This window comes from Actinoalloteichus caeruleus (genome assembly GCF_049311605.1).
Classification (GTDB): domain Bacteria; phylum Actinomycetota; class Actinomycetes; order Mycobacteriales; family Pseudonocardiaceae; genus Actinoalloteichus_B; species Actinoalloteichus_B caeruleus.
Genome location: NZ_CP186005.1, coordinates 6,149,609 through 6,167,352, shown reverse-complemented (window position 1 = coordinate 6,167,352; position 17,744 = coordinate 6,149,609). Strand labels below are relative to the sequence as shown.

Here is a 17,744-nt window from a genome sequence, read left to right as displayed (position 1 = left end):
ATCGAGCTGTAACGCGATCCTAGGCGTGGGTGTTCCCGCCGCGGTTCGGCGTGTGGCGAGGGTGACGGCCGCACTGGGGCCGGTGCGGGCGCCCCAGCCCGCACCGTGCCGCGCTCCCGGCGGTGGCGGACTCAGTTGATCTCGGTCTGGGTGAGCAGACCGGGCGAGTCGGGACCACAGTCGAAGGAGACGATGGCGACCCGGAAACTACCGAAGTCACCACCGCTCATCACGACCATCAACGCGGGCTCGTCCTGGTAGTTCACCGAGAGCGATCCCAGGACGGCGGTGTCGGGCACCCCGCTGGCCCGGAGGCAGGCCGTGAGCGCGGCCTCGTCGCCGAAGGGGCCGTAGTCCTCGGCGTTCATCGCGGCCCCGTAGTTGGCCTGGACGTCGTCGGGACCGGTCAGCGCGAGGGGACCCGCTCCGGGTGAGGCGCCGGTCTCCGTCGGGAGCGGGGTCGTGGTGGTGGCCGGTGGCTGGGCCATCGGGGTGCCGTCCTCCAGGGAGCGGCCGGGGAGTCCGAACGCGACGACCGCGGCGACCGCCGCGGCGGCGAGGACCCCCGACCCCCAACCGAGCATCCTGTTCCGCCGGCGGCGGGCCGCCGAGAGATCGGCGACCGGTGCCGGCGGGCGTGCGTGGTCCTCGGGGGTGTGGGGCGGAGCGGGGGTGGTCGGCAGCTGGGTGACCGGGCGCGGGGGTGGCGCGGACGCGCGGGTCATGGCGGCGGCCTCGTCGGCCAGGGCGCGTTCGAGCCGGGCGGCGACCTCGGGGGGCATCGTGGTGGTGGGGGCGGACAGTTCCGAGCCGAAGGCCGCCAGGTCGGCGTGCACCGCGTCCAGCGCGTCCAGCACGGCCTTCGCGTCGGGGTCGTCCCCTATCCTGGCGGTGAGTTCCCTGGCCGTCTCCGCGTCCAGCACGTCACCGTGCAGGTCCGCCAGCACGTCGAGGGACAGGCTTGGGTCGCCCGGGGCGTCGGGTCGGGACCTGCTCGCCGGGTCGAGCCCATGCCCTTCCCACTCATTGCGGGTCATCGTCCCTCCCGGTCACGACGTTGGCGGTCACCAACAGCGTCAGATGGGACGTTCGCAACTGCACCGTGGTTCCTGAGGTGCCCCAGAAGTTTCGCCAGCCGGGCCCGGCCCCTGGCGCAACGGCTCTTCACCGTTCCCTCGGCGACCCCGAGCAGTCTGGCGGTGTCCGCCACCGAGTACCCCTCCACGTCCACCAGCACGATCGCGGCGCGTTGCTCCTCCGGCAGGGCGGCGAGCGCGTCCCGCACCGCCAGGCGGGTGTCCTGCTCCGCGATGGCGTCGCGAGGGCTCGCGGGCTCCCCCGGTCCGGCGTCGGGGAGCGGGACGGTGGGACGACTTTGTTTTCGTCTGATCCGGTCCAGGCACGCGTTCACCACGATCCGATGTAACCAGGTTGTCACCCGGGACTCGGCGCGGAAGGACGACGCCGCCCGAAAGGCGGAGATCAGGGCGTCCTGGAGTGCGTCCGCGGCTTCCTCTGGGTCGCGCATCGTCCGCAGCGCGACCGCCCAGAGCCGGTCCCGGTGGCGACGGACCAACTCGCTGAAGGCGTGAGGATCCCCATGAGCGTGAGCCGCGATGAGGTCGGCATCCGAACTGGCTGGGGCTGTCACACGCCGAGAATAGCGGTACCACGTGTCGGAAACCGAGACCACAGTCTGTTTCCCGCCGCCGTCTGAACGAAACCTGAACCCGCTGTTCGAGTGAATTTCAACCATCTGACGCATGCGACGGGTGATATCCACAGCGGACATCCGTCAGATGGCGCACCCGACCGGTCGGCGGTCACTGCGGCAGCAGCCCCTCCACGGCGACCTCGCGGATCGTCGTCTGGTGACGTCCGTTGTCCAGGGGCACGATGCCGGTGACCCAGAGCAGGACGTGCTGGGTGGGTTGGCTGGCCTCGTCGAACGCGACCTCGGTCGCACCGTCGGTCAGCTCGGCGACCCCGATCAGCTCGCCGTCCTCCGGGCTCCCGGGACTGGCGGAGGGTAGCGCGCGCACCTCGACCCGCCCGCCGGCCGACGGGGAGTCGATGGTCACGGAGGTGAGCTGCGTGACCTGGTCTAGGGACAGGATCAGGCCCACGCCCGGCTTGAGCGCGTTGTCGGCGTCGAATGGCGCGTTGTACTCGGCGGTCCGCCACTCCGTGGCCGGGTCGCCGTCGAGGACGTGCGCGGCCCGGTCCGGCGAGTCCAGCTGCTGGCCGGCGGGCTGCCACTCGGTGGCACCGGTCACCTCGACAGGCCCGGACCCGAGCTCCGGTTCGGACTCGGTCTCCTGCTGTCCCGCGCTGTTCGAGCTCGGCGCCCCCACGTCGAACTGGGGGCGGGCCCCCGAACCGCCGTCACCGCTGAAGAAGGAGACGAGCTGGAAGCCGATCCAGGCGACCACGATCAGCGTCGCCGCGGCCAGCACCGCCACGCCGATCCGCAGTTTCCGCTTGCTGGCCTTGTCCTTCGGGATGTCCTGGGTACGCCACAGGGAGTCGGTGTTCCCGCGCGCCGGGGTCTCCCGCATCAGGTTCTGGGTGGGACTGCCCGCGTCGGCCGCCCGCTCCAGCACGGGCAGCAGCGCGGCGGCGGTGCGGATGTTGCCGGTGTTGATGACGCTCTCCGGGCCGGCGAGCGCCTTGACCGCCACGTTGGACAGCTCGTGCGGCACCGTCGGGCGCAGAGCTCGCGGCGGCAGCACCGAACCGTCGGCGGCCAGCGGCGCCGCCGGCAGCGTCTCCTGGCCCTGCCGCAACGGCCAGCGGCCGGTCAGCAGGAAGTAGAGGACCGCGCCGAGCCCCCGGACGTCCTCGGTCGTCGTCGCCTCGGCCCGGGACCCGGGGAAGGCGAAGCGCAGTTCGCCCTGCGCGGTGACCCGGATCCTCTCCGGGTGGTCCACTCCGAGCACCAGTCCGACGTGGTGGGCGGTCTCCACCGCCGCCGCCAGGGTCTGGAGCAGGCGGGCGGCGTTGTCCGCCGGCAGCGGGCCATCCCGGAGCAGCTCACCGAGCCTGCTCCCGTGCGTCCACTCGGCGACCACCACCCCGAGGACGTGTTCCGGGTGGTCGACGCCGTGGCTGCTGCTCAGGACGTCCAGCACCCTGGCGACCCCGACGCAGTGGAAGCTCGCCGCGTGCATGCAGCGCTCCAGGACCCGACGCGCCTTGGTGACCATCTGCCCGTCGGTCCGGTACCCGACCAGGACGGTCAGCGCCACGTCGCGTCCGAGCGCGGTGTCCTTGGCCCGCCAGAGCTGGGCCTGGCAGGACGCGTCGTACCCGACCTGCTCGATCAGCCGGTACCGGTTGTCGGCGAGCAGGGTGCCCGGGCTCAGCTCGGCGAGGTCCGACCAGTCCGGTGGCGGCGGAGCGGACGCGGGCACGGTGAGGTCGGCACCGTTGCCCGTGTGGTTCCGGTGCGCTGCCGTGTACTGCGTAGGCTTGCCGCTCACGGTGTCTTCTCCTGATCCACCCGCTCCCCGGAAAGCGAAGGCCCCCAACCACCGCCGCGGAGTCTCCGAGCTGAGGGTACGGGAAGTTGGCTGTCATCGACTGGCCGATAAGGAGGCCCACACTGGGGGCCGTCAGTAGGACGGGGCGGCACGGTCGCGCGGTTGCCTCCGGTCACCGAACGCTTCACCGCCTCACGAGTCTGCGCAGTTTGCCTGCGACGGGGTCAAGTTCACGCGTCTTCAGCAGCAACATCACCCCGAAGGTGACGATCACCCCGACGATTCCGGCGAAGATCAGCTGGATCCAGGCCTGAATCGCTGAGTCGGGTGTCATTCCTCCGGAGCCGGTGATCACGACGACCAGCGCCGCCGCGCCCGCGCCGGCCACCGAGCCGACGAGGGTCTTCCCGATCGTCACCGCCAGCGCCCGGCTGCCGAGCCGGCCGATGCGGTGCCGAAGCCAGATCTCCCCGGCGATCCACCCGACGACGAAGGTCAGCGAGTTCACGAAGGTGATGCCGAAGACCACGTTCTCCGGTTCGAGCACCAGCGGGCACAGGTAGATGAGTGGCACCTTGGCCAGCGTCATCACGCCCATCAGCAGGGTGGGCGTCCGCGAGTCCTTCATCGCGTAGAACGCCCTGAGCTGGAGCATGGTGACGGCGTAGGGGAGGACGCCGAAGGCCGACACGGCCAACGCGATCCCCAGCCGGTTGCCGCCCTCCACGCCGCTGGCACCGTAGGAGAACAGCACCACGCCGATCTGCGCGCCGAGCACCGTCATCAACGCGCTCAGCGGCAGCAGGGCCGTCGTGCACAGCCGGCTGCCCAGGGAGAGGTCGTCCTTGAGCTTCTCGTAGTCGTGGCTGGCCGCGGCGGAGCTCATGCGGGGCAGGATCGCGGTCATGATCGAGAAACCGATCACCCCGTACGGGAGCTGGAGCAGCAGCCAGGCGTTGCTGTAGATCGCGAGGCCGCCGTAGGCGGTGGCGACCCGGCTGAGCGCGATGAGCCCGACCTGGGAGACGGCGACGTAGCCGAGCACCCACGCGGCGAGCCCGCCGAACTCCGCGAGACGGGAGTCGAAACCCCACCGCCAGCGCAGCGACACCTTGGCGCGCCGGAGGGCGGGCAGCAGCACGGCGGCCTGCACGACCACACCAGCGGTGACCCCGAGACCGAGGACCAGCAGGTGCGTGTCCGTCATGCGCACCGGGTTGACCGTCAGCTCACCGGGCAGCAGCGCGTAGGCGCCGAGGGTGCCCAGGATGACGACGTTGTTCAGGACCGGGGCCCAGGCCGGCGGGCCGAAGACCTGCTTGGCCTGCAGGATCGCCATGAACAGCGCGGACATGCCGTAGAAGAGGATCTGCGGCAGCAACAGGTAGGCGAAGGCGGTGGCCAGCGCGGGGTTGGCCTCGGTGTCCCCGTCGCTGACGTACATCGCGGTCAGCAGCGGTGCTGCCACCACCGACAGGATCATGCCGACGCCGAGGATCACCGTCGCCAGCGTGAGGAGCCGTTCGGTGAACGCCTGCCCACCGTCGGCGTCCTCCTTCTGCGCGCGGACGAGCACCGGGACGACGACGCTGGCGAGGACACCGCCGAGCAGGAGTTCGGTGATGATGTTCGGCAGGTTGTTGGCGGCCGTGAAGGAGTCGTTGATCGCGCCCCAACCCACGATCCAGACGAGGACGGCCTTCCAGAGGAAGCCCGTGATCCGGCTGATCAGCGTCGCGATCGCCATCGAGCCGGCCGCCCTGAGCAGGGACTTCTTCCGCCCCCCACCCGCACCGGACTCGGCGGTCGCCGCGGCGGTGGCCGTGGCCATGACCGTCGTCTCCGCGTCCGGGTTCGACTCGGCCTCGGGTGAGGAACCCACCGTGGCGAACTGGACCGTCTCCGCCTCCGAGGGGTCGGTTCCGGCCCGGATCGGCCGACCGATCCGGATGGTTTCCTCGTTGGGGTTGCTCACCTGGCCTCCTCACCCCGCTGCGATATCTGACCGCACCCCGCACGTGTTACCAGCTGCCAGCAGCCGAGGCTGCCATCAGCGCGGACGGCGTGGAGAGGGCCGCGCCGGCGGCGCGGCTCTTCGGACTGTGTCACCTGTCACTTTCCGTCGCTGTCGTGCCGGGTCCGCCGGCCGGTGGCCGACCCGTCGTGGAGGGCCCGCTCCGGTCGTCGTCCGGACCGGGTGGGTCGTCCTGGTCCGGCGCACCGGGGCGGGGTCCTGCACGGTCCCCGGCGTCGGGGGTTGGCGAGGGGCGCTCCCCGCCAGCCTCCCCCGGCGGTGGCGTGCCGCCCGCACCCCGGAACCTGCGGACGAGCCGACGTGCGGACAACAGCACCAGTGCCGCTCCGGCCACCACGGTGATGATCACCGTAATCGTCCCGTACGCGGTCGAACTGACCAACAACCGCACCGGCGGTCCGAGTTCCGTCCCTCCCGGCGTGGTCAGGACGGCCGACACCGTGAACTGCCCCGACCTGCTGACCTCGGCGGGGATCAGGCGCTGCCGGGTGCTGTTGGCCGGGACGTCGAACTCCTGGGCGTGGGGGATGTCCAGCCCCGGCGAGTCGCGCAGCAGGACCTGGACCCGGACGCCCACCGGGAGGCGGTTGCTGACGGCCAGGGGGAGCGGTGAGTCGGAGGCCGCGAGGGACAGCGGAGTGGCGGGGCGGTTGACCTGCACCCGGGCCAGGAGTCGGTCCAGGCTGAGGTTGGCCGCGGACAGGCGGTGGTTGGCGGCGGTGGGGTTGCCCCGCCAACTGCTCGACGTCGCGCCGAGGTAGGCCAGCCGAACCGGGTCGGTCAGGTCCTCCGGCTGGACCCGGCTGTTCGGGTCGACGGAGTTGTCGGGCGTGAGCGCGGACCCGAAGTCGGTGACCCGCTGGGTCCCTCGCCGGACGGACCCTCCGACCTGGGCCGGGATCTCGCGGGAACCCACATCGGCGGGGTAGGTCAGCGCGGTGGCCCGTTCGGGGAGGGGGGAGTCGGTCTGGTCGACCAGCCATCCCGGGGTGGCCAGGTTCAGCTGGAAGAGGCGTTCGAGCCCCCCGAGGAACGCGGCGTGGTCGGCGGGGCGCTGTTCCCAGAGTCGGGGCGGCGCTACCACCAGGCGGGACGCCTCGGTGACGTTGGCGTCCGCCGTGGTCCGGAACAGCAGCACGCCGAGCGAGTCGGTGACCGCGTCCCGGGCCGGCGTCGCGGGTTCGAGCGCGGCGGCCGCCGCCCCGCCGCCGCCCAGCTGGGGGCCAGGTGTGGCGGCGGTGTCGCGCAACGCGCGGCTGACCAGCGGGTCGATCGGGAGCGCCGTGGGTTCGACGGTCGCCCCGGACACGCGGGTGGGCAGCAGACCCGGGGTGGCCTCCTCCATGCCGGAGGGGGACAGCAGCAGGGTGCTGGTGCCGGACTCGGCCAGCGCGGACAACGTCGCGTCGTCCAGGACGCCCTCGGCGGGCCACACCACCGACGACAGCGGTTTCGAACCGCCCAACACCCGTTCCACGATCTCGGCGCCCCGGGTGAACGCCAGGTCGCGGAGGTCGTCCATGCCTGACCTCGTCAGGGCCACCAGGTCGGCGTCCGCGTAGGGCAGCGCGATCACACAGCGTCCGCTGACCACGTCCCGCAGCTTGTTCAGCCAGACATCGGCGGTGCTGCCACCGGCGCCCTCGACGGGTCCCTCCCCGCTGGAGGACCGCACCAGGTACCCGGCTGACATCGCCTCGACGGCCTCCAGCAGCGCCGGGTCGATCGCGAAGCAGAGCGACCTGCTCAGGTTGGAGCCGGGAGCGACACCGTCCTCGATCGCCTGGAGGAGCCCGAACAGCCGCCCCCCCGGTCCGACCGACCTGGCGAGTTCGTCGTCGGCGAGGATCGCCCGCCCCCGGGTGTCCCGGCCGACCATCTTGGGAGTGGAGACCAGCGGCCACAGCACGGTGGTCGACGGGGAGACCGAGGAGGAGGCGGTGGCGCCGCCAGGCGCGCCCACCACGGGCAGCAGCATGGACGTCGCCGCCAGTCGGGCGTCGCCGCCGTAGTCGGGCTGGCCGTTCGCGTTGACCAGCAGCGGGTAGCTACCGGGCTGGCTGATCCCGAGTGTGCCGTCACCCCCGGCCAGCGGTGCCCGCACGCTGAAGTCGGCGCTGTCGCCGGGGGCCAGGGACTCGACCACCGGGACGAACGGGGAGGCCGCGGTGTCCGTCGGCGCGGTTCCGTCGAGGGCCGCTCTGGCGGCGTCCGCGCTGGTGACCGGCTCACCGCGTTGGAGCCGCACCACGACGTTGGAGAGGTTGCGGTCGGAGACGTTGTGGATCCGGCCCGTGACGACGAGCTCCGGGGGCCCGTCGGGAGTCACCACCCGAGGGGTCGTCTCCGAGACGGACAGCTCGGCCAGGGCTGCCGCCGGGGTCGTCTGGCGGGGATGGCCCCCGGTGGCCGCCGGCCGGTTCTCCACCGCCCCCGCCGCACCGGCGGCACCGACGGCGATCAGACCGACCAACCCGAGGGCCGCCACACATCGCAGTAGGGACGCGCGCACGTCCGCCCGGTGGGCCCTCCGGCCCCGTTCTCGTTTCACGCCAGCTCCGTGCCTGCCTGCTCGTTGGGGTCCGGGGAACGGCTCGTCGAGGGGGACCTCGTGAGGACCTCCTCCGTCCGCCGCACCAGCCGACGCTCGTCCGCGTAGGCCAGCCGCCCGTCGAGGTCCTCGAGCGGCACCCAGGCCACCTCCGTGACCTCGACGTCAGCGTCGGACAGCTCGCCACCCACCGCGCGGAGCAGGTAGTGGTGCACCGTCTTGTGCACGCGCCTGTCCCCCGCGATGAACCAGTAGTCGATGGTGCCGAGCGGGGCCACCACCACGCCCTCGATCCCGGTCTCCTCCCGGACCTCGCGTTCGGCTGCCTGCTCGGCTGTCTCTCCATCTTCCAGGTGACCCTTGGGGAGCGACCAGAGCAGTCTGCCCCGGCGGTCGAGCCGCCCAATGATCGCAGCGTGCGTCCCGGCCGCGTCGAGCACCAGTCCTCCGGCCGATGTCTCCCGCACGGTCCGCAGCCGGCGGCGCCGGCGGCTCCTGCCGGTCGGCTTCCGGGAGCCGGAACGACCGGATGACGAGGGCATACCCGGATGGTAGTGCGGAAACGGGGGTACCGGCCGGTCGTGCTGGGCCCTCGGCGGTCCGCGTGGCCCCGGCTGGTGGTGCGGCGGAGACCGTCGTCGTCGACCGGAGGGGGCAGATACCCTGGCTTGCCGTGTCTCCGGAACAGAAGCCGATTGCCAGCAGGTCCGCCGCGGAGCTGCGGACCCAGCGCAACGCCGTGGTCGAACTGCTCAGGGTGGCGCCGGTCGCCGACGAGGTGGCCAGGAGGTTCGAGGACGCCGGCCACGAGCTCTACCTCGTCGGGGGAAGCGTCCGCGACGCACTGCTCGGTCGGCTCGGGACGGATCTCGACTTCACCACGGACGCGAGGCCGGAGCAGGTCGTGGAGCTGCTCACCGGCTGGGCCGACGCGATCTGGGACACCGGCATCGAGTTCGGCACCGTCGGCGCGACCAGGCGGGGCAGCACCCTGGAGATCACGACCTTCCGGGCCGACAGCTACGACAGGGTCACCCGGAACCCGGAGGTGGTCTTCGGCGACCACATCGACGACGACCTGCTGCGGCGGGACTTCACGGTCAACGCGATGGCCGTCCGCCTGCCGGAGCGCAGGTTCGTCGACCCGCACGACGGGATGACCGCGTTGCTCGAGCGGCGGCTCGACACCCCCGCCACCCCGGAGGAGTCGTTCGCCGACGACCCGCTGCGGATGCTGCGGGCCGCGCGGTTCGTGGCCCAGCTCGGCTTCCGCCCGGCGCCGCGCGTGGTCGCGGCCATGCGGGAGATGGCGGACCAGATCGACCGCATCACCGCCGAACGGGTGCAGGCCGAGCTGTCGAAGCTGCTGCGCGGTCCACACGCCCGGCAGGGGGTGGAGCTCATGGTTGACACCGGCCTGGCCGACCGGGTGCTCCCCGAGGTGCCGGCGATGCGCCTGGAAATCGACGAACACCATCAGCACAAGGACGTCTACCAGCACTCGCTGGTTGTGTTGGACCAGGCGATCGAGCTGGAGGCCAACGACCCGGACCAGGACGGGCCCGACCTGGTGCTGCGGATGGCGGCGCTGCTCCACGACATCGGGAAGCCGGCGACCAGGAAGTTCGAGGCCGGCGGTGGCGTCAGCTTCCACCACCACGAGGTGGTGGGCGCCAAGATGACGCGACGCCGACTGCGTGAGCTGCGCTACTCCAAGGAGTTCGTCACCCAGGTCTCGCAGCTCGTCTACCTGCACCTGCGTTTCCACGGCTACGGCACCGGCCAGTGGACCGACTCCGCCGTCCGCCGTTACGTGACCGACGCCGGGGACCTGCTGCCCCGGCTGCACAAGCTGGTCCGCGCGGACTGCACGACGCGGAACCGGCGCAAGGCCGCCGCGCTCCAACGGTCCTACGACGAACTGGAGGAGCGGATCGTCCGGATCGCCGCGGAGGAGGACCTCCAGCGGGTTCGCCCGGACCTGGACGGGAACGAGATCATGCGGCTGCTCGGGCTACCGCCAGGCCCCCTGGTCGGGCGGGCGTGGAGCCACCTCAAGGAACTCCGACTGGAACGGGGCCCGCTGAGCAGGGACGAGGCCGAGGCGGAACTGCGGGAGTGGGCGCGTTCCGAGGGCCTCGAGCCGCCGCCAGCCCCCTGAGCCCACCCCGGGACCCGGTGCCCCTCGGCGGCCCCAGCGGGTCGTACCGCACCCTCACCCGGGTGGTCCTCCCCTCCGTTCGGGCGCGCTCCCCGCGCGACCACCCGGCGGGGGGCCGGCGCGGGCCGGAGCCCCGGCACATGATGGGACCACGGAACCCGAGTGTGGCAGGGGACGTCGAAGTGCCCGAGCGGTGACCGAAGGGACCGGGGGTGCTGGAATGTCGGACCGGCAGCGGACGGCGGTACCTGAGGCGTCGATCCAGTACTCGTTCGGAACCGGGCAGGGCGCGCCGACGGTGTGGACCAGTCCGGCGTCGGTGGACGTGACCGGGGCGGGAGTCGCGGACGCGGTGCCGCTCGACTTCACCGGCGACGGCCGCCGGGTCGACCTGCTGTGGGACTCGGACGGGGACGGGATCGCCGACACGGTCCTGCTCGACCTCGACGGCGATGGGGTCGTGGACGCCGCGTTCACCGACCCGACCGGGTTGGGGACCTGGAACGCCCGCGCGGAACTCCCGCCCTGGGGAGAGGGCTCCGTGGTGCCGCACCCCGACCGGGTGCCCGACCAGCGGTCCGGTGAACAGGAGCCCGGGTTCCCCCCGGCTGTTCCGACCCTCCCCGGTGAGGACCCGGCCGGAGACGAGGCGACCGGTGGAGCGGAGGACCGGGTCGGCGGGGCCGAGCCGGGGGGAACCGACGCCCCGCCAGGGGAGGGCACCGAGCGGGTACCGGCGCCTCCCGCCGACGAGACCCGCGAGACCGAGGAGACCGGCGAGACCGGCGAGACCGAGGAGCGTCCGCCACGCGAGGAGGGGCCCGGTGTCGAGGAGGCCCCGGTTCCCGACTCCGAGTGGGCCGACGACGTCCGGGACGGTGCCGGCGACGTCGGGGAGGGCACCAGGCCCGACGATCCGTGGCTGGACGACATCTTCGGCGCCGTCGCGCCGGACGGTGGCGGGGCGGGCACCCCACTGCGGTGGGTTGACTCGGCGGGGCGGGAACAGGTGGCCGTGGCCCGGGTCGACGTCGACCAGGACGGGGTGCCCGACGCGGCCTGGGTGGACTACGACGGGGACGGCCGGGCGAACGAGGCCGTGGTGGACGTGGACGGCGACGGCCGGGCTGACGAGGTGTACGTCGACAGCGACGGGGACGGCGTCCTGGACACCGTGTACCTGGACACCGACGGGGATGGCGTGATGGACGTCAGGCTGGTGGACACCGACGGGGACGGGGAGATGGACCGGGTGATCGGACGCGGCGAGGAGGGGTTCGACCTCTGAGACCGGCGGCCTGACGTGGGCACGGGGCCGCGTAGGGCGCCCGCACGGGCGCTGGTGCGGGGCGGGGGGCTCGGGTCAGCTCGTGGGGCGCGGGGCGGAGGACTCCGGCCCCCGGTCGCCGTCCCGTTCGTCGGGCGCGGGGTCGCCCGCCTCGACCGCTCCGCCGGCCGAACCGCCCCCTCCCGGGCCGTCCTCCGGTGCCCGACGACTGGCCATCCCGTGTCCCACCAGCCCCAGCAGGTACAGCCCCGCGGCGGCGAAGAGCAGGGCGGGCGAGCGCCCGTCCAGCGGGGCGACCGTGGCGGCCGCGGCGATCGCGGCCACGTACATGACGTTGAACAGGGTGTCGTACAACGCGAAGACCCGACCCCGGTGCTCGTCGACGATGTCCCGCTGGACGGCCGCGTCGGCGCACAGCTTGACGACCTGGCCAGCGAGCCCCACCAGGAACGACGCGAGCAGCAGGGTCGGGAGCGTCGTCACGATGCCCAGCAGCAGCATGGTCGCCGCTCCACCGAGCAGGGCGCCGCGCACGGCTCCTCGCGCACCGTGCCTCGCGACGAGCCGGGGGGTGAGCAGCGCCCCCACGACGATCCCGGCGGCGGCGGCCCCCACGACCTGGCCGACGCCCAGCAGTCCCGCCCGGAACGGCCCGAGGTCGGTGAAACCGTGCCGCATGAGCAACAGCCCGGTGAGGGTTACCACGCCGAACGCGGCCCGATGGCTGATCAACGCCAGGAACCCCGCCGTGACGGAGGGCACCGACAACGCGGTCCGCCCTCCGTCGCGCAGGCCGCCCGCCACCGCGGCGAGCGTCGCCAACAGGCCCGGCCTGGCGGCGGCCCCGGCGGGGGGCGGGTCGACGCGGTCGTCGGCGGCGGAGGTCCCGGTCGGTTCGTGGCCGGGGCCCAGAGCCCCGCGGCTGAAACCGACCAGCACGAGGGCCGCGACCAGCGAGCCGGCGGCGGCGATCACGGTGACCAGCGCGGACCCGGCGTCGCCCGCGCCCAGCACCTCCCGGAGGACGATGGCGGAACCGGCGCCGATGGCGGTGACGGCCGCGCCGAGCGTGGTCGCCGCCGCGTTCGCCGGGACCAGTTCCCCCGGCGCCACCACGTGCGGCAGTGACGCCGACAGGCCCGCCCCGACGAACCGGCTGACCCCCATCACGAGGAGGGCACCCGCGTACAGCGGCGCCCCGGCGACGCCCGCCGCGACCGCGGCCGAGGTCAGCACGATCAGTGCCCCGCGCACCAGGTTGGCCGTCAGCAACACCCGTCGGCGGTCCCACCGGTCCAGCAGCGCTCCGGCGAACGGGCCGACCACCGAGTAGGGCAGGAGCAGGACCGCGAGGCCCGCCGCCACCACGGCCGGGTCGGCCTCCCGCTCCGGGTTGAACAGGACGGCGCTCCCGAGACCGGCCTGGAAGATCCCGTCGCCCCACTGCGCGGTGAAGCGGCTGATCAACAGCCTGCGGAACCCGGCCCGGGTGCGGACCAACATCATGAGCAGCCGGGTGCCGCCGGGCGACCGGGGCTCGACACCACCGGTGGTGCTCGGTGGGGTGGGGTCGCTCTGGTCGGCACCGGCGTTCACGGTTGCCGAGCCTAGTCACGACCTCGGTCCCGCGTGGGTCGCGACGCCCGACACCGACGAGTGGGTCCGCCGGGGAAGCGGGCGGGTGGTACCGGCTGTTCGGGACGACGGCCAGGTGAAATCATGGTGGAGTGCGACCTGACGTCGAGGTTGAACCCGGCACGCTGCTGGTGGCTTCGCCCGGTCTCTCCGACCCGAACTTCCGCCGAACCGTGGTCTACGTCATCGAACACCGCGGCGAGGGAACGCTGGGCGTCGTGCTGAACCGTCCGAGCGAGACCGCGCTTCGGGACGTGCTGCCGAGTTGGGGGCCGTACGCCACCCGGCCGAGAGCGGTCTTCCTCGGGGGGCCGGTGGAGCAGAAGGTGGCGCTGTGCCTGGCGGCGCTGCGAACCGGCGTCCGGGTGTCCGAGGTCCCCGGCACGATCTCGGTGCGCAGCCCGGTGACACTGGTCGACCTCGACCACGACCCTGACACGTTCGCGGGAGTGATCCGGGGGCTCCGCGTCTTCGCCGGGTACGCCGGCTGGGAGAGCGACCAGCTGGCCGGTGAGATCGAGCGCGGTGACTGGATCGTGGTCCCCGCGCTCCCGGACGACATCCTGGCCCCACCCAACGACGACCTGTGGGGACGGGTGCTCCGGCGGCAACCGATGCCGCTGGCGCTGTTGGCCACCCACCCCTCGGACCCCCGCCGCAACTGAACGCGCCGCGCACCCGACGTCCTGGCTCAGACTGGGGAAGCACCGCGTCGGCGGGGGGACGGTCGGCGGCGTCCCGCCTCAGCCCGCGGCGCCCGGGGTGGCCCTGCCACCGAGCGCGCTGGCCACGCCGCACGCGCTGTCGCCGCAGCACTGACCGGAACAGCCCAGTCGCCGGCCCTGCGGCTTGGGCGCGGGAACCCGGGACGCCGCCTGGTGGCCGAGCAGGCAGCCGGCGGCGGTCAACGCCAGCCCGCCCAGCCCGCCGACCACGCCGAGGGTGACCACGGTCGCGGTGCCGGTGGCGAAGGGCACCAGGGCGCCGAGCACGGTCAACACCGCTCCGGCGACCAGCAGGGGGAGACCGGCGGCCTTGTTGCCGACCCGGAAGGCCTCGTCGCTGCGCATCGTCGCGGGTGTCTGCACACCCGCCCACGAGTTCTTCGGCAGGGCTTCCCGGAGGCCGCGCAGACCCACGAAGCCGACGGCGACGCCGGCGGCCACCATGACCAGCATCAGGAGGATGCGAGGAACGGTGATCCCCCCCGCCTCCGCCTGTGCGGCGAGAACCTGTCCTGACTCCAGCACGGTCGTCACCTGGTTGAGGGTAAGCGGCGCAGGTCAGCCACCTCCCGCTACCCCGGGATCCGGTGTTCCAGGCCACCACGCCGGACCCGTCCGAACGGCGCCGGTGCTGGCGAGGGCCGGGTGGCGGTGGGCGATCCGCTATCCTGACGACGTGAGCATGGGTCGCCTGCTCCTTACACAGCCGCGCTGAGCGTCGCGAACGCGCCAGCGCGGCCACCCCTCATGCCCTCCCGGGATGGGGGGTTTCGTGTTTTCGGGGGATGGCGCGGCCCTGGCAGGTGCCGCGGCCGGCGATCGAACGGGTGACCGGAGGGAAGGAAGAGCGATGAGTGAGGCGACTTCGGAGACCGCCGCGCGCGGGGCCGGCGGGGACGGTGACGCGCCGCCGTTCCGCTACACCCCTCGGCTGGCCGCCGAGCTGGAAGCCAGCTGGCGGGAGCACTGGGCGGCCAACGGCACGTTCCACGCGCCGAACCCGGAGGGTGACCTCGCCCCCTCGGACGGGGAGGGAGCGGTCCCGGTGGACAAGCTCTTCGTCCAGGACATGTTCCCCTACCCCTCCGGGGCCGGCCTGCACACCGGCCACCCGCTCGGGTTCATCGGCACCGACGTCTACGCCCGCTACCACCGCATGTTGGGGCGCAACGTCCTGCACACCATGGGGTTCGACGCGTTCGGCCTGCCCGCCGAGCAGTACGCGGTGCAGACGGGGCAGCACCCGAGGATCACCACCGAGCGGAACATCGAGCGGTACCTGGCCCAGATCCAGCGCCTCGGCCTGGGCCACGACGAACGCCGCCGCATCGCCACCACGGACGTCGGCTACTACCGGTGGACCCAGTGGATCTTCCTGCGGATCTTCAACTCCTGGTACGACCCGGACGGCAACGACGGTCAGGGACGGGCGCGGCACATCGACGAGCTGGTCGCCGAGTTCGAGTCGGGTGCGCGGGAGACCCCGGACGGCCGCGCCTGGGCGGAGCTGTCGGCTGGTGAGCGTCGCCGCGTCCTGAACCAGTACCGCCTGGCCTACGTCTCGGACGCGCCGGTCAACTGGTGCCCCGGGCTGGGCACGGTGCTGGCCAACGAGGAGGTGACGGCGGAGGGCCGCAGTGAGCGCGGCAACTTCCCGGTGTTCCGCCGCAACCTGCGGCAGTGGATGATGCGGATCACCGCCTACGCCGACCGGCTGGTCGACGACCTGGACCGGCTGGACTGGCCGGACAAGGTCAAGGCGATGCAGCGGAACTGGATCGGCCGTTCCCAAGGGGCCAGGGTCTCCTTCTCCGTCGACGGGGTCGGTGAGCGCATCGAGGTGTTCACGACGCGGCCGGACACGCTGTTCGGCGCGACCTACCTGGTGTTGGCTCCCGAGAACCCGCTGGTGGACGCCCTGATCGGGGCGGGGTGGCCGGCGGGGACCCCGGAGTCCTGGACGGGGGGCGCGGCCGACCCGGCCGAGGCGGTGGCGGCCTACCGGCTCACGGCCTCCCGCAAGTCGGAGCTGGAACGGCAGGAGAACCGGCGGAAGACGGGCGTGTTCACCGGCGCGTACGCCGTGAACCCGGTGACCGGCGGCCGCCTCCCGATCTTCGTCGCCGACTACGTGCTGATGGGTTACGGCACCGGCGCGATCATGGCCGTCCCCGGGCAGGACCAGCGGGACTGGGACTTCGCCTCGGCGTTCGACCTGCCGGTGGTGCGGACGGTCCAACCGCCGGAGGGCTTCGACGGTGAGGCCTACACGGGTGAGGGGCCGGCGATCAACAGCTCCCACCCGTCCTCGGTGGACCTGGACGGCCTGGAGGTCGCCGAGGCGAAGGAGCGCGTCATCTCCTGGCTCGTCGAGCGGGGGCACGGCGAGCGGACCGTGCAGTACAAGCTGCGGGACTGGCTGTTCTCCCGCCAGCGGTACTGGGGTGAGCCGTTCCCGATCGTCTACGACGAGGACGGTGAGCCGATCGCCCTGCCGGAGAGCGAACTGCCCGTCGAGCTGCCCGACGTCGACGACTACTCCCCGAAGACCTTCGACCCGGAGGACGCGGAGAGCGACCCGTTCGCCCCGCTCGGGCGTGCCGAGGAGTGGGCGGAGGTGGAGCTGGACCTCGGGGACGGGCCGAGGAAGTACCGGCGGGACACCAACACGATGCCGAACTGGGCCGGTTCCTGCTGGTACCAGCTGCGCTACATCGACCCGAACAACCAGGAGACCTTCTGCTCGCCGGTGAACGAGCGGTACTGGACCGGTCCGCGTCCCGGGGAGCACGGGGACCGGGACACCGGCGGGGTGGACCTGTACATCGGCGGGGTGGAGCACGCCGTGCTGCACCTGCTGTACAGCCGGTTCTGGCAGAAGGTGCTGTACGACCTGGGTGAGGTGTCCTCGGAGGAGCCCTACCGGCGGTTGTTCAACCAGGGCTACATCCAGGCCTACGCCTACACCGACTCGCGCGGCGTGTACGTGCCAGCCGAGGAGGTGGAGGAGCGGGACGGCCGCTACTTCTGGAAGGACCAGGAGGTCACCCAGGAGTACGGGAAGATGGGCAAGAGCCTGAAGAACTCCGTCTCCCCCGACGAGATCTGCGACGCCTACAGCGCGGACACGCTGCGGCTGTACGAGATGTCGATGGGGCCGATGGACATCTCCCGCCCCTGGGCGACCAAGGACGTCGTCGGTGCCTACCGCTTCCTCCAGCGGGTGTGGCGCAACGTCGTCGACGAGACCACGGGCGCGCCGAGGGTCACCGAGGACGCGCCGGACGACGAGACCACGCGGCTGTTGCACCGGACGGTGGCCGGGGTCCGCGAGGACTACGTGGGGCTGCGCTACAACACGGCGGCGGCGAAGCTGATCGAGTTGAACAACCACCTCACGAAGAGGTACGGCGATTCGACCGGCACGCCGCGTCAGGTGGTGGAGGCCCTGGTGCTGATGTTGGCCCCGCTCTGCCCGCATGTGGCGGAGGAGTTGTGGTCGCGGCTGGGGCATGCCGAGTCCCTGGCCCACGGCCCGTTCCCGGTCGCCGATGAGCGGTTCCTGGTCGACGAGACCGTGGAGTACCCCATCCAGGTCAACGGCAAGGTGCGGGCCAGGGTGACGGTGCCGACGGACGCCGACCAGGAGGCGGTGCGGGCGGCGGCCTTGGCTGAGGAGCGCATCCAGGCGGTGGTCGCGGGGCGTGACCCGCGCAAGGTCATCGTCGTGCCGGGGCGCCTGGTGAACATCGTCGTCTGAGCCGACGGGCGGGCCGGTCGTTCGAGGTGGGCGACCGGCCCGCGCGCGCCGGGGCGGCGTGGTGGTCCGGTCGCTCCGCCGGTGGTTGGCGAGGCGGTCCGGTCGCC

The 17,744-nt window shown here is 72.5% G+C and carries 12 protein-coding genes; 4 read left to right on the top strand and 8 right to left on the bottom strand.

What is annotated here, in order from left to right:
- Positions 1-131: 131 nt before the first annotated feature.
- The 6 genes from ACOJVX_RS25655 to ACOJVX_RS25630 all read right to left on the bottom strand — a co-directional run bounded on the left by ACOJVX_RS25655 (position 132) and on the right by ACOJVX_RS25630 (position 8,610).
- A complete protein-coding gene (locus tag ACOJVX_RS25655; RefSeq protein WP_103055882.1) occupies positions 132-1,037 on the bottom strand; it encodes a hypothetical protein in 906 nt (301 codons plus the stop codon).
- On the bottom strand, positions 1,034-1,651 hold the full coding sequence (gene sigM, locus ACOJVX_RS25650; protein ID WP_026417866.1) for an RNA polymerase sigma factor SigM: 618 nt from the start codon (positions 1,649-1,651) through the stop codon (positions 1,034-1,036). Before sigM ends, ACOJVX_RS25655 begins: the two co-directional genes overlap by 4 nt.
- A gap of 172 nt (positions 1,652-1,823) precedes the next feature.
- Entirely contained in the window at positions 1,824-3,482 is a 1,659-nt protein-coding gene (locus ACOJVX_RS25645; protein WP_103055883.1) for a protein kinase family protein, read from the bottom strand.
- 184 nt (positions 3,483-3,666) lie between these two features.
- Positions 3,667-5,457 carry a murein biosynthesis integral membrane protein MurJ gene (murJ, locus tag ACOJVX_RS25640; RefSeq protein ID WP_026417867.1) on the bottom strand — a complete coding sequence of 597 codons (1,791 nt, stop codon included), beginning with the start codon at positions 5,455-5,457 and terminating at the stop codon, positions 3,667-3,669.
- A 130-nt stretch (positions 5,458-5,587) separates the two neighbouring features.
- Positions 5,588-8,068, bottom strand: coding sequence for a DUF6049 family protein (locus ACOJVX_RS25635; protein ID WP_422647141.1), 2,481 nt, complete (start codon positions 8,066-8,068; stop codon positions 5,588-5,590).
- Positions 8,065-8,610 carry an NUDIX hydrolase gene (locus ACOJVX_RS25630; RefSeq protein WP_026417868.1) on the bottom strand — a complete coding sequence of 182 codons (546 nt, stop codon included), beginning with the start codon at positions 8,608-8,610 and terminating at the stop codon, positions 8,065-8,067. The genes ACOJVX_RS25635 and ACOJVX_RS25630 overlap by 4 nt, the downstream gene beginning before the upstream one ends.
- Between ACOJVX_RS25630 and ACOJVX_RS25625 the strand changes: the two genes are divergently transcribed.
- Both ACOJVX_RS25625 and ACOJVX_RS25620 read left to right on the top strand, forming a co-directional pair.
- Positions 8,598-10,229, top strand: coding sequence for a CCA tRNA nucleotidyltransferase (locus ACOJVX_RS25625; protein WP_337662227.1), 1,632 nt, complete (start codon positions 8,598-8,600; stop codon positions 10,227-10,229). The genes ACOJVX_RS25630 and ACOJVX_RS25625 overlap by 13 nt on opposite strands.
- 220 nt (positions 10,230-10,449) lie before the next feature.
- Positions 10,450-11,517, top strand: coding sequence for a hypothetical protein (locus ACOJVX_RS25620; protein WP_418155527.1), 1,068 nt, complete (start codon positions 10,450-10,452; stop codon positions 11,515-11,517).
- A gap of 75 nt (positions 11,518-11,592) precedes the next feature.
- Here the strand turns inward: ACOJVX_RS25620 and ACOJVX_RS25615 are convergent, their stop codons facing one another.
- Entirely contained in the window at positions 11,593-13,113 is a 1,521-nt protein-coding gene (locus tag ACOJVX_RS25615) for an MFS transporter (protein ID WP_422647140.1), read from the bottom strand.
- Between the two features lie 131 nt (positions 13,114-13,244).
- Here ACOJVX_RS25615 and ACOJVX_RS25610 point away from each other — a divergent pair, with 131 nt between their 5' ends.
- The gene (locus ACOJVX_RS25610; RefSeq protein ID WP_026417870.1) at positions 13,245-13,817 is read left to right on the top strand and encodes a YqgE/AlgH family protein; all 573 of its coding nucleotides are present in this window, start codon (positions 13,245-13,247) and stop codon (positions 13,815-13,817) included.
- A gap of 78 nt (positions 13,818-13,895) precedes the next feature.
- Here ACOJVX_RS25610 and ACOJVX_RS25605 read toward each other — a convergent pair whose 3' ends face one another.
- Complete coding sequence (locus ACOJVX_RS25605; RefSeq protein ID WP_245588711.1) at positions 13,896-14,411, bottom strand: SdpI family protein; 516 nt, start codon at positions 14,409-14,411, stop codon at positions 13,896-13,898.
- A 316-nt stretch (positions 14,412-14,727) separates the two neighbouring features.
- On the opposite strand from ACOJVX_RS25605, the gene leuS reads away from it, so the two are divergent.
- Positions 14,728-17,637 (top strand): leucine--tRNA ligase, encoded by a 2,910-nt coding sequence (gene leuS / locus ACOJVX_RS25600; RefSeq protein ID WP_026417872.1) that lies wholly within the window; start codon positions 14,728-14,730, stop codon positions 17,635-17,637.
- Positions 17,638-17,744: the final 107 nt, after the last annotated feature.

What these genes read in the sequence shown, in the direction of transcription:
- ACOJVX_RS25630 (WP_026417868.1), bottom strand. Translation starts at nt 8,610, where the DNA reads ATGCCCTCGTCATCCGGTCGTTCCGGCTCCCGGAAGCCGACCGGCAGG.
- ACOJVX_RS25625 (WP_337662227.1), top strand. Translation starts at nt 8,598, where the DNA reads ATGACGAGGGCATACCCGGATGGTAGTGCGGAAACGGGGGTACCGGCC.
- ACOJVX_RS25620 (WP_418155527.1), top strand. Translation starts at nt 10,450, where the DNA reads ATGTCGGACCGGCAGCGGACGGCGGTACCTGAGGCGTCGATCCAGTAC.
- ACOJVX_RS25655 (WP_103055882.1), bottom strand. Translation starts at nt 1,037, where the DNA reads ATGACCCGCAATGAGTGGGAAGGGCATGGGCTCGACCCGGCGAGCAGG.
- leuS (WP_026417872.1), top strand. Translation starts at nt 14,728, where the DNA reads ATGAGTGAGGCGACTTCGGAGACCGCCGCGCGCGGGGCCGGCGGGGAC.